Source organism: Sphingopyxis sp. CCNWLW2 (assembly GCF_037095755.1).
Classification (GTDB): domain Bacteria; phylum Pseudomonadota; class Alphaproteobacteria; order Sphingomonadales; family Sphingomonadaceae; genus Sphingopyxis.
In genome coordinates this window covers 1,290,095-1,302,066 of record NZ_JBAWKJ010000001.1, presented here as the reverse complement: position 1 = coordinate 1,302,066, position 11,972 = coordinate 1,290,095, and the positions used below count along the sequence as shown (strand labels likewise).

Genomic DNA, 11,972 nt, shown 5'->3' with positions numbered 1-11,972 from the left:
CGAACAGCTGTTGTCAAAATATGGAAACTCAAATGGAGGGTGGTTCGCCCTCGCGGTCGGAGAGAGAGAATGAAAAAGCTTCTGACAATTTTCGCAATTAGCGGATCGCTGTTGATCCTGTCTGCTTGCAACACAGTTGAAGGTGCTGGAAAAGACGTTGAATCCGCTGCAGACTGTGCCGATGGAGTTAAAGGCAACTGCTAGGCTGCGTCACAGATTGGCGTGAATCGGCGTTCGCGGATCACCTTCATTGACCGGTAGCGGACTGTCGGTTTCTGGGCAGTTCGTGAGAAGCGGACGCCGGCCGGCCTATGATCGCCTGCCATCGCGCATAATCGTCCGTCGACGCTAGAACGAAACACGATAGCCAAGGTTCAAGATCGTCGCGCGCTCTTCGCTTTTGCCGACGAACGCCGCGTCGGACCATCGCTGGTCGAGGAAGGTGAAGCCGATTTCGGCGTCCAGCGCCACCTTCGTCGACGCGGCGTAAGTGACGCGCAGGCTGGGGCGATAGGCATTTTGGTGGCCCGGGCCAAAGCGATCGGTGCGCCGCGCGAAGCGGAATCGCGGCTCGACGCTGACCCGCCCCACGGGGAAGCGCGCCGCCGAATCGAACGAAATGATGTTGAAACGGGCCGTCCGCGCATGGCGCAGCCCAAAGATGAGCGTGTCGCCTTTCCTGACGATGCCGTTGCCCGTCATCTGCGCGCCCAGATAAATTTCGGTGCCGCTGACCGCGACCGCATCGACCCCGCCCGATGCCGGGATGCTGCCGGTACGCGACAGGATGAGGTCGAGATTGGCCTGCCATTTGGGTGTCAGCGGCTGGGTATAAACCACCGACAGGCTGCGCGTTCGTGCCGATCGATCGCGCGCCCATTGTTCCAGCATCTGGCGCGTGAACAGCTGCTTGAGCTCGCCGAGGCGGTGCACCGACTGGCCGATCACGCTGTTGCTGAGCGAGAGTTGGGGATAATATTGCTGGTCGAACTGCACGCCCAGACTGCCGCCGCCCCGCAGCGGCACGGTGGCGTTCAGGAAGGCATGGCTGAGCTTGCCAAAGCCGACGTCGAAGTCGACCAGCCCCCACAAAGCGACCCCCGGCGTGCTATAGCGCGCCTCAACGCCGACCGCCTGTCGGTCGGTCAGCCCGCCGCTTTTTTGATCGAACCAATAAGCATTGAGCTCGAACGGCTTGTCGCGCGGCGCATAGCCCAGCGTGAAACCGTAGAAACGTCGGTCCCGCTCGATCCGGTCGGTGCGGGTCGAAAAGACCGGGCGCCCCGCCTGCGCGTGGAGCGTCCACGACGGATCGATCTCCCATCCCGCACGGATGCCGTCGAACCGGCCGAACACGCCCGAACCGAACAGCGACTGCCGCCCGATCCGCGCCGAAAGGCCAAGGCGATAATGCTGGACATCGACGTACAGCGCGGCGATGCGCTGGGTGTCGTCGCCCGAACTGCGCGAGGAGCCGACAAGCGTGACCGGCCGCCAATCGAGCGTATAGCTGCCGGCGGCGCGCGCGCTGAACCGGGTCTCGCCGTTGGTCGCCGCCATGTTGATGTCGATCGCGGTCAGCAACTGGTCGATGTTGACGCGCCGGTCGATCTCCTCGATCGGATCGGGCCGGCGCGCATCGACGAAAACATTGCGGCTGGTATCGCGCGAATAAAATTGCGAAAGACCGCCCGAGAAGGTGGTGCGCCATTCGCGCCCGTCCACGCTCGGCCGTGCGGGCTCGCCCCCGCCGTCCCGGCCCAGCGCCGCCAGCCGCTGCCCGACCCGATCGGCGCCCGGCGAGCCCGTAAAACGCCGCAGATATTCCTCATAGCGCAGCCGCGCCGGCCCGCGTTCGCCGCGACGTTCGTGGATCATGCCGCTGAGTTCCAGCGCGCGCGGTGCATAATCGGTGTCGCCTTGGCCAAGGATGCGGTCGAGCGCGGCGCCGGCCGCTTCATATTGACCCGCCGCCACCGCCTCTTCGGCCACCATCTGGAGACGGCGCAATTCGTCGTCGTCCAGCGGCGCAACAGCGCCGTCCGCAGCCGGTTCGACCGGGCAGCCGCCTTGAAGGGCGATGTTGCGCAGCGACAGCACAAGGCTTTGCGAGTCATGCCCCAGGGCGATTTCGAAGCGGGTGAGCGTGCGAAAACCGATCGTCAGCACCGGCCCGCCGACGGCGTCGGCTTCATAGACGATCGAACGGACCAGCGGCGTGCCATCGGGCACGGGCAGGAAATCGCGATCGGGACGCGCGCCGCGCTGCACCATCTCGACCCGCAACCGCACGTCCATTCCCTGGTCGGTCGGGGCCGCGCCGCTGTAACGGATCGGGCCCGTGAAATGGATCGTCACGGTCGGGCAGTCGATGGTGCCCGCCGCGCTTGCGTCGGCCAACACCTTGTCGCTGCCGCGCTCTGCCCCGGCATGGCTCGCCCAAAACAGCAGTAACAGCGCGAGCGCGATCTTGAGCAAGGCTTCAAAGGCGGCATGCGCGCTCATGGCGCCGCTCCCGGCAACAGCTGGTTCCAATGGATCGCCCGGTGGCAATCCTGGCATTGATTGCTGGTCGGCGGGTGGTTGGCGGTCTTGCCGGGCGCCTGGAAATTATTGTGGCAACTGACGCAATTGGTCACGACGCCGCTGTGGTCGAACCGCGCGGTCAGCCAGTCCTTGGTGGTATGGCAGCTTTCGCACGCATCGGTCGTGGGGATGTGGCGAAATGTCTTGCCCTCGGCGCGGACGTTGTTGTGACAGGCGGCGCAGATGCGCGGCGTGCCGCGGAACACCGCCTTGGCGTGGCAGGTGTCGCAGCCGATTTCGGCATGCCGCCCGTCGAGCACGAACCCCGTCGAGATATGGTCATAGCGGTCGATGACCTTGATCGGCGGCGGATCGGACGTCGCCGCGGCGGCCAGCGCGCCGACAAGGAAACAGCCCAGCAGGGCGATCCAGGCTTTGATCATCGCAGGTGCCTCCCGTCGAAATCCGGATGGCGGCGCGCGTTCGCGGGGACGCGCACCGTCTTGAAGCTGTCGCCCCCGACATGGCAGGTTTCGCATTTCGTGCCGAAACGGCCTTCGTGATGATCGTCGGCCTTGTGGCAGCCGTAACAGCCCACCGGCAGCCGCGCGGTCGCCGCCGGCCTGGTGTGGCAGCTGTTGCAGGCGAGCCGGGCATGGCGGCCGGTCAGCGAAAAACCCGTGCGATCATGGTTAAACCGCGCGCCGGTCCAGCGCGCGGTCGTGTGGCATGTCTCGCACCTCGCTGGCGTGCCGAACCGGCCCTTGTGCGCGATGTCGGCGTGGCAACTGGCGCATGTGACACCTGCGGCGCGATATTGCATATTCCGGTGACAATCGGCGCACGCGACGCGGCTGTGGGCGCCGGTCAGCGGAAAGCGCGTCGCAGCATGATGAAAGCCCGGCGCCGGCCGCCAGCGGTCCTGCGAGTGGCACGCCGCGCAATTTCGTCCCAGCTTGCCCTGATGGGGATCCTGGCGGACATGGCACCCGGCGCATTCGCGCGATGGTTTGAAGCTGTGCACGGGTTTGACGTGGCAGGTGGCGCAGCGCACCCGCTTGTGCGCCCCGAGCAGCGGAAAACGCGTCGCCTTGTTGTGATCGAAAAACGCGCCTTTCCAGCTCGCTGGCGAGTGGCAGGTCGCGCAGTTGCTGCCGTTGACGCCCTTATGGACATCGTCTTTGCGGTGACAGGCGGCGCACTGCATCGGCGGACGCAGCCGCTCGTTCCGGGCGCCGTGGCAGGCGGTGCAGGGGACCGTGCGATGCTGGCCGACGAGCGGAAAACGCGTCCGTCCATGGTCGAACAGGGCGCCTTTCCAGCTCAGCGGGGTGTGGCAGCTGGCACAGTCGGTGCCGTTGCGCCCCTCGTGGACATCGTCCGCCAGATGGCAGGCGACGCATTGTTTCGGCGTTCCGGCGAAGCGATTGGCGACATGGCAATCGGCGCAAGCGGTCGTCTGATGCGCGCCGACCAATTGAAAACCGGTCGCCGCGTGATCGAACTTATGGATGATCTTCCAGCCGCTTTCGCTGTGGCAGCTGGCGCAATTCTTGCCGAAACGGGTTTGATGAACGTCGTCTTTGACATGGCAGGCAACGCAGGCGGCGGGCGCGGCACGAAACTTCATTCCGGACTTGTGGCAGTTCGCGCAGGCGACACCGCGATGCTTGCCGTGGATGGGAAAATCGGTCTTGCCATGGTCGAAGCCGGTGCCCTTAAGGTTCGCGGCGAACTGGACGGCGCCCTGATGCTCGAGATGGCAGGCACGGCATTGCTGTTTCGCGGCCGATGGCGTGCGACCGTGAAAGCCGGTGCGCAGGCGAACATCGTTGGCGACGCCCGCATGGCAAGCCTTGCACTTGCCATTCTCGGCCGACGGGGTGAAGGAATAATGGCAGGCGCCGCAGCGCGCCTCGATCTTCGCATGCGCGGGGCGCAGCGGGCCGGGACTGACCAGCCGCTCCAGCGTCGGGCGCAACGCGAGCAGTCCCCCGATCATCGCCAGCAGCACGAGCGCGCCGACAAGGACCGAGGTCCGCGACATCAGTACATATGGACGGCGAGGACGTGCAGCGCCACGGTCATCGCGAGGAACAGGAACAGCGGTACGTGCAGATAATGCCAGGCCCGGAACAGGCGGTCGTAGAAGGCGAACCCGCCGACGTCACGGATCGATTGCAGATAGCGCGTCAGGTGATCGATCAACGCCTGGCTGTCGGTCGTCGCCCGCCGGCCCGGAAGCGAAGCTTCCCGGGCCAGTTCGGTGCGCACGACACCTCGAAGGCGCCAGGCGAACAGCCATGTGCGGACCGTGATGGAAAACACCGCGAACGCGCCATGAAGCAGGTTGGACCGCTTTTCCAGGGCGTGCCGCTCAAGCTCGCGAAGATAGCCGACGATAAGGTGACCGGCGTCGCCATCGGCGTTGAGCAGGAGCCGCGATTCGCCAAGTTCGTCGAGAAAATCGCGAACTTCCAGCTTTCGCTGCGAATATCCGCGATGGATATGGACATATAGAAAGCGCCCGAAAAGCCCGCTTGCGACGACCACCAGCAAGGCAAGCAGCGCGACACCGCTGTTCGTCGCCGCCCATGTAAAGCGCGCGTGGTAAAGAATGACCAGCGGCCCGAGCAGGCCAAGCAGCATGTGGATGCGAAACCAGGTGCCGACCGATCCCATCCATGTTGCTCCGGTCAGCCTTTTGCGGAGCGGATAGATCATAAGGATGGCCATCATCGTCACGCCGATGATCCCGAGCGCATAACCAAGGCCATCCTCGGGCGTCGGCAATTCCGCGCGATGCCACCAACCCCACAAGATGGCGGCGGGTATGAACAATAAAATAAGGAAGGAAAAAACTGTTTCAAAAGAAACAATTGCTTTCCCTTGGGGTGCCGACGCCTCTCTGGCTGCGAGAGTGAGCTGTTCCGACTCCATTTTGGTCCACCCTCTAGGGCATGTTTACTAGGCTAGACCTCCCTCTTCGGCATGACAAATTATTAGTCTATCTATATAATTTGGCCTACTCCTTCCAGATTTTGAACATTGATTTCGAGAGAACTGAGCGCGGTAAAATCCATATCGCTCGCCGCCCCGAGCGCCGAACAGAGACGCGGCTTGAACCTCCCATCGACGCGAATGCCGCACCGCCGAGCGCAGGGGGTCTTTCCTCTTGTGGCAATGACGGCTCTTAGGGCCGCGGAGGGCATCCAGAGGGGGAAATAGCGGAAAAATCCGCAGACATATGATGGAGTCGCAATGCCCTTTGACCCGGCGGTTTTCGCCGACGCCCTCGCGGCGTTACCAAGACTGCCGTTTGACACGGCGGCGCTCGCCTACGCGCTCCCGGCATTGCCCATCTGGCTGAGCTATTGGGCGCGGCACCGCGCCATCGAGCGCAAAAGTCACACCATATTGGAAGATGCGCGCGACGCCGGGCTGACCGAGCCCAATTCGCTCCACCCCGTCATCGACACCGCCAAATGCATCGGCTGCTCGGCATGTGTGCTGGCGTGCCCCGAAGGCGACGTGCTCGGCCTCTTGGAAGGGAAAGCCACGCTCATCGACCCGACCCGCTGCATCGGGCACGGCGCCTGTCAGCAGGCATGCCCGGCCGACGCACTGTCGCTGGTCTTCGGCACGGCCACGCGCGGCATCGACATCCCGTTCGTCAGCCCCGATTTCGAAACCAATGTCCCCGGTATCTATCTCGCCGGCGAGATCGGCGGCATGGGGCTGATCCGCAACGCCGTGAAGCAGGGGACCGAGGCTGTCGACGCGATCGCCGCCGCGAACGAAGCCGATGATGCGGACGACATGCTCGACCTGATGATCGTCGGCGCGGGCCCGGCGGGTATTGCCGCCAGCCTGCGGGCGATGGAACTCGGCCTGCGTTTCGAAACGGTCGAGCAAGATAGTCTGGGCGGAACCGTAGCGCATTTCCCGCGCAACAAGCTGATTATGACCGCACCGGTAAAACTGCCGCTCTTCGGGGAACTCCGCTTCCGCGAAATCCGCAAGGAAGCGTTGCTGGGGATATGGCAGGATGTCATCGAGCGGACCGGGCTGCATATCCGTTGCAACGAAAGAGTGGTGGATGTCACGCCCGGCAACCGGGGCTTTACGGTCAGAACAGCGCACGGCGTGTATCGCGCCCGGCGGGTGCTGCTGGCGATCGGCCGGCGCGGAACCCCGCGCAAGCTGGGCGTGCCGGGCGAGGAGCGGAGCAAGGTCGTCTATCGCCTGACCGACCCGGCGCAATATGCTGGCCGGCGCGTGCTGGTCGTCGGCGGGGGCGACAGCGCGATCGAGGCCGCTGTCGCGCTGGCCGAGCAGCCAGGCACCGAGGTCGCCCTTTCCTATCGGCGGGAGGCTTTTAGCCGGACGCGAAGGCAGAATCGCGACGCGATCGCCGCCGCCGTGGCAGCGGGCCGTGTCACGCTCTATCTGCAATCGTCCATGGAGGAGGTGCGACATGGCGCCATCGCGCTCCGGCATCACGCCGAACTGCTCGACCTGCCGAACGACGATGTCATCATTTGCGCTGGCGGCGAGTTGTCCACCGCCTTCCTGCAATCGATGGGCATTCGCGTGGAGCGCAGGTTCGGTACGGCCGGTCCCGGCGTCACGATCGATCCGGCAAATGCGGCCAAGGAGGCAAATCTGCAAGCCGCCTGATGCTCCCCATGTCTTGAGGGCATATGTTGTCCAGCCTTCGCTTTGAGGTCCCAGTCTTCAATGGCCCGAACGGCTGACAAGGCGCGAAGCAGGCACCCCTCAAACCGGATGCGATCCGTCAGCCATTCAGCAATTCCAGCGTGCGCTCGCGCATCGCGAACTTCTGTACCTTTCCGGTCACCGTCATCGGAAAGGCGTCGACAAACAGGATGTGGCGCGGAATCTTATAGTGGGCGATACGGCCCCGGCAGTGCGCGCGCACGTCGCCCTCGCTGAGCTCGACCCCGGCGCGCGGAATGATCCAGACGCATAATTCCTCGCCATATTTCTCGTCGGGAATACCGACGCCCTGCACGTCGGCGATGTCGGGGTGGCCCATCAGAAATTCCTCGATCTCGCGCGGGTAGATATTCTCACCGCCGCGGATCACCATATCCTTGATCCGCCCCACGATCCGGCAATAGCCCGCCGCGTCGATCACCGCGAGGTCACCGGTATGCATCCACCCGTCGTCGTCGATCGCATCGGCGGTGCGCTCGGCGTCGTCCCAATAACCCAGCATCACCGAATAGCCGCGCGTGCAAAGCTCGCCCGTCTGCCCACCCGGCACGACCTCGCCCGCAAGGTCGATCAGCTTGACCTCGAGGTGCGGCTGAACGCGCCCGACCGTCGACACGCGGAGGTCGAGCGGATCGTCGGTATCGCTCTGGAAGCTGACCGGGCTGGTCTCGGTCATGCCATAGGCGATCGTGACCTCCGCCATGTGCATCCGCTCGATCACTTCGCGCATCACCGCCATTGGGCACGGCGACCCCGCCATGATCCCGGTGCGCAACGACGACAGGTCGAAGCGGTCGAATTCGGGGTGCTGGAGCGCCGCGATGAACATCGTCGGCACGCCATAGAGCGCGGTGCAACGCTCGGCCTCGACCGCTTCCAGCACTGCCTGCGGGTCGAAGGCCTCGGCCGGATAGACCATCGTCGCACCGTGAACCATGCACGCCAGATTGCCCATCACCATGCCGAAGCAATGATAGAGCGGCACCGGGATGCACAGCCGGTCGGCGATCGAGAGACCGATACGCGCGCCGACGAAGGCGCCATTGTTGAGGATGCTGCGGTGCGACAGCGTCGCGCCCTTCGGAAAGCCAGTGGTGCCGCTGGTGAACTGGATGTTGACCGCCATGCCGGGATCGAGCCGGATGTCCGAAAGCACGGCGGTGTCCGCGCTCGCGAGCGCCGCGAACGGCAGGCAGCCCCCATGTTCTGCCTCGCCGAGCACGACGACGAGGCGCAGGTCCGGAAGCCGCGCCGTCTTGAGCATGCCGGGCGCCGATGCCGCAAGCTCGGGCGCGAGTTCACCGATCATCGCGACATAGTCGCTGCTCTTGTGCGAGGCCGCGAGGATCAGCGCCGCGCAGCCGACCTTGCGTAGCGCATATTCGACCTCGGCGATGCGATACGCCGGGTTGATGTTGACGAGGATCAGCCCCGCCTTTGCGGTCGCGAACTGGACGATCACCCATTCGGCGCAATTGGGCGCCCAGATGCCCACCCGGTCACCGGGTTTCAGCCCGCGCGCGATCAGCCCCGCCGCCACCGCATCGACCCGCGCCCTGAGCTCGCGCCAGGTCCAGCGCACATCCTGATGCCGGACGACCAGCGCCTCGCCATCGGGATGGCGCGCGGCGGTGCGGTCGAAACAGTCGCCGATCGTCATCTCGATCAGCGAACCGCTCGTGTCACCGCGAACGAAACTGTCGATCATGCATCCGCCTTCTTGAACTCATTGTCGCGTAATTCCTTACGCCGGATCTTACCGCTGACCGTCTTGGGCAGGCTGCTCACAAACTCGATGCGGCGCGGATATTTATAGGGCGCGGTCGCCGCCTTCACATGGTCCTGCAACGCCTTGGCGAGCGCGTCCGACGGACTGTGCCCCGCCGCCAGGACGATGAAGGCTTTCACGACTTCGCCGCGCGTCGGATCGGGGCTGGCGACCACGGCGCTCTCCGCGACCGCCTCATGCTCGAACAGCACACTTTCGACCTCGAACGGCCCGATACGATAACCCGACGAGAGGATGACATCGTCAGCGCGCCCGACGAACCAGAAAAAGCCGTCGGCATCGACCGTCGCGCGATCGCCGGTCAGATACCAGCCATCGCGGAACACGCTCGCGGTGCGGTCAGGGTCGCCGCGATAGCCGAGAAACAGGCCGGGCGGACGTTCTTCGCCGACCCGCAGCGCAATGTCGCCCTCCTCGTCCGGCGGCAATATCGCGCCGTCGTGCCCGATCACCGCGAGATCGATGCCGGGCGTCGGCCGCCCCATCGCGCCCTGCCGCGCCGCACCCGCGCGATTGCAGCAGAGCAGCACCGTTTCGGTCTGCCCGTAACCATCGTGGATATCGAGCCCGGTCGCTTTCTTCCACAGGTCGATCACCTCGGGATTGAGCGGCTCGCCCGCGCTGACGCAGTGGCGAAGCCGGGGGAAGCTCCGGCCGCCCAAATCGGCACGCACGAACATGCGATAGGCGGTCGGAGGGGCGCACAATGTCGTCACCGGGTGGCGTTCGAGCAGGTCCATCGCAGCGGCAGGGTCGAACCCCGGCGCATGGTTGACGAAGATCGCGGCGCCCATCAGCCACGGCGCGAACAGGCTGCTCCACGCCGCCTTCGCCCAGCCGGTGTCCGACATGTTCCAGTGCAGGTCGCCGGGACCAAGGTCGAGCCAGAAGCGCCCGGTAATCTCGTGCGCGAGCGGATAGCCCGCGCCGTGGATCGTCATCTTCGGCTGGCCCGTCGTGCCGCTGGTGAAATAGCAGAGCGCGGGGTCGTCGAACGCGGTATCGGCAATGTCCGGCAGCGGCTCGATGGCCGACTTGGCTTGCGTATAATCGATCCAGCCCGGACGGGCGCCGCCGACATGAATGAGCGGGATCGCGGCATCGACCGGTGTTTCGTCGACGCGCGGCGCGACGTCGACGCCGGCGACGATGCAGCGCGCGTCGGCCGCCTCGCAGCGATAGGCGATGTCCTTCGGCGTGAGCTGCACCGTCCCCGGCGAGGCGATCGCGCCAAGCCGCAAGCACGCGAGCATCAGTTCCCACCATTCGATCTCGCGCGACATCAGGATCAGCACCGTGTCGCCGCGCCCGACCCCCGCCGCCTTCAACACCGCGGCAGCGCGCGCGCTATGTTCCGACAGCTCGGCGAAGCTGCGGTCGACGACCGTCCCCGCCGCATCGGTCCACAGCATCGCGCGATCATGCGGCCTTTCACGCGCCAGCCGGTCAATCGCGTCGCGCGCGAAATTATAGTGCGCCGGCGGATTCCAGTCGAAAGCCTCGCTCATCCGCCGCGCGCCACGTTGATCACCGACAATTGCGTATATTCGGCAAGCCCCTCCTCCGACTGCTCGACGCCGAGCCCCGAGGACTTGACGCCCGCCATCGGAATATGCGGGCCGATCGCGACATGCTGGTTCACCCACACCGATCCACTCTCGATCCGGTTCGCGACCGCCAGCGCGCGATCGATATCGCGCGACCACACCGACGCGCCGAGGCCATAGGGCGACGCATTGGCGCGCGCGACGACATCGTCGACGTCCGAAAAGCGGATCACCGGCAGGATCGGGCCGAACTGTTCCTCGTCGACGATTTCATGGCCGTCAGTGACGTCGCGGACGATCGTCGGGCGCAGGAAATAGCCCGCGCGGTCGATGATCTCGCCGCCCGCGACGATCGTGCCGTCCTTGCGCGCGCTGTCGAGGAAGGCCTTCACCTTTTCATATTGTGCCTTGTTCTGAATCGGCCCGATCTGCGCGCCCTGCGCCAGCCCGTCGTCGACCACCGCCGCCTCGGCGAGCCGCGCCAGTTCGTCGCACATCGCATCATAGATGCTGTCGTGGACATAGGCGCGCTTGATCGCGAGGCACACCTGTCCGCAATTGAGGAAAGCGGCGTTGAAAATCCCCTGCGCGGTGGCGCGCACATCGACATCGTCGAGCACGATCCCAGGGTCGTTGCCGCCGAGTTCGAGCGTCAGCCGCTTGAGCCCGTCGGCGGCGCTCGCCATGATCTTCTTGCCCGTTGCGGTCGATCCGGTGAAGCCGACCTTGGCGATGCGCGGGTCGGCGGTGAGATAACCGCCAAGGTCATTGGCGTCGGTGATGATGTTTACCACCCCGGCTGGGAAGATGTCGTGGCAGAGTTCGCCGAGCATCAGCGCCGTCACCGGCGTCGTCGGCGCAGGCTTGAGCACGATACTGTTGCCCGCGATCACCGCGGGGCCGATCTTCCAGCAGGCGACGAGCAGCGGGAAGTTCCACGCGATGATGCCCGCGACAACGCCGAGCGGCTTCCGGCGCACCTGAATCAGCCCGCTCGCATCGTCCTGGATCGTCCGCTCGGCGATCTCGAGCGTCGCATAGTGGCGAAGATAACCTTCGGCCCACGCGATCTCACCCTGCGCCTCGGCGAGCGGCTTGCCCTGTTCCTGCGTCAGCGCGCGCGCGAACCGGTCGGCATTCGCGACGATCGCATCGGCCAGCTGGCTGACCTTCGCTTGCCGCTCGGCCATCGGGGTTTCGGCCCATCCGGGGAAAGCCGCCGCAGCGGCCTCGATCGCTTCGTCAGCCTGCCGCTCCGACGCCCGCGCTACGGTGGCGAATATCTCCTCGGTCGCGGGGTTGATGACGTCCATCGCGTGGTCGCCGTCGACCAGCCGTCCGCCGATCAGCATCTTATAGTCGGACATCGC

Annotated in this window: 8 protein-coding genes; 1 reads left to right on the top strand and 7 read right to left on the bottom strand. The window is 65.1% G+C overall.

The features are described from left to right. Window positions 1-348 precede the first annotated feature (348 nt). Genes V8J55_RS06125 through V8J55_RS06110 form a run of 4 tightly spaced genes read right to left on the bottom strand, consistent with a single transcriptional unit; the run spans window position 349 to window position 5,466 of the window. Window positions 349-2,505: a tetratricopeptide repeat protein gene (locus V8J55_RS06125; protein WP_336444778.1), complete on the bottom strand. Its 2,157-nt coding sequence runs from the start codon at window positions 2,503-2,505 to the stop codon at window positions 349-351. After that, window positions 2,502-2,969, bottom strand: coding sequence for a hypothetical protein (locus tag V8J55_RS06120; RefSeq protein ID WP_336444777.1), 468 nt, complete (start codon window positions 2,967-2,969; stop codon window positions 2,502-2,504). The genes V8J55_RS06125 and V8J55_RS06120 overlap by 4 nt, the downstream gene beginning before the upstream one ends. Then, on the bottom strand, window positions 2,966-4,573 hold the full coding sequence (locus V8J55_RS06115) for a cytochrome C (RefSeq protein ID WP_336444776.1): 1,608 nt from the start codon (window positions 4,571-4,573) through the stop codon (window positions 2,966-2,968). Before V8J55_RS06115 ends, V8J55_RS06120 begins: the two co-directional genes overlap by 4 nt. Beyond that, on the bottom strand, window positions 4,573-5,466 hold the full coding sequence (locus V8J55_RS06110) for a hypothetical protein (protein ID WP_336444775.1): 894 nt from the start codon (window positions 5,464-5,466) through the stop codon (window positions 4,573-4,575). The genes V8J55_RS06115 and V8J55_RS06110 overlap by 1 nt, the downstream gene beginning before the upstream one ends. Before the next feature lie 321 nt (window positions 5,467-5,787). On the opposite strand from V8J55_RS06110, the gene V8J55_RS06105 reads away from it, so the two are divergent. Then, window positions 5,788-7,206, top strand: a complete 1,419-nt coding sequence (locus V8J55_RS06105) for an NAD(P)-binding domain-containing protein (protein WP_336444774.1) — start codon at window positions 5,788-5,790, stop codon at window positions 7,204-7,206. A 118-nt stretch (window positions 7,207-7,324) separates the two neighbouring features. Here the strand turns inward: V8J55_RS06105 and V8J55_RS06100 are convergent, their stop codons facing one another. From V8J55_RS06100 to V8J55_RS06090, 3 genes are read right to left on the bottom strand one after another with little or no spacing between them, the layout of a single operon-like run. Next, window positions 7,325-8,974, bottom strand: coding sequence for an AMP-binding protein (locus V8J55_RS06100; RefSeq protein WP_336444773.1), 1,650 nt, complete (start codon window positions 8,972-8,974; stop codon window positions 7,325-7,327). Next, entirely contained in the window at window positions 8,971-10,563 is a 1,593-nt protein-coding gene (locus tag V8J55_RS06095) for an AMP-binding protein (protein ID WP_336444772.1), read from the bottom strand. Before V8J55_RS06095 ends, V8J55_RS06100 begins: the two co-directional genes overlap by 4 nt. Next, window positions 10,560-11,969, bottom strand: a complete 1,410-nt coding sequence (locus V8J55_RS06090; protein WP_336444771.1) for an aldehyde dehydrogenase family protein — start codon at window positions 11,967-11,969, stop codon at window positions 10,560-10,562. The genes V8J55_RS06095 and V8J55_RS06090 overlap by 4 nt, the downstream gene beginning before the upstream one ends. Window positions 11,970-11,972: the final 3 nt, after the last annotated feature.

Excerpts from the sequence above, each read along its gene's own strand:
- V8J55_RS06125 (WP_336444778.1), bottom strand. The coding sequence starts at position 2,505 with ATGAGCGCGCATGCCGCCTTTGAAGCCTTGCTCAAGATCGCGCTCGCG.
- V8J55_RS06120 (WP_336444777.1), bottom strand. The coding sequence starts at position 2,969 with ATGATCAAAGCCTGGATCGCCCTGCTGGGCTGTTTCCTTGTCGGCGCG.
- V8J55_RS06115 (WP_336444776.1), bottom strand. The coding sequence starts at position 4,573 with ATGTCGCGGACCTCGGTCCTTGTCGGCGCGCTCGTGCTGCTGGCGATG.
- V8J55_RS06110 (WP_336444775.1), bottom strand. The coding sequence starts at position 5,466 with ATGGAGTCGGAACAGCTCACTCTCGCAGCCAGAGAGGCGTCGGCACCC.
- V8J55_RS06105 (WP_336444774.1), top strand. The coding sequence starts at position 5,788 with ATGCCCTTTGACCCGGCGGTTTTCGCCGACGCCCTCGCGGCGTTACCA.
- V8J55_RS06100 (WP_336444773.1), bottom strand. The coding sequence starts at position 8,974 with ATGATCGACAGTTTCGTTCGCGGTGACACGAGCGGTTCGCTGATCGAG.
- V8J55_RS06095 (WP_336444772.1), bottom strand. The coding sequence starts at position 10,563 with ATGAGCGAGGCTTTCGACTGGAATCCGCCGGCGCACTATAATTTCGCG.
- V8J55_RS06090 (WP_336444771.1), bottom strand. The coding sequence starts at position 11,969 with ATGTCCGACTATAAGATGCTGATCGGCGGACGGCTGGTCGACGGCGAC.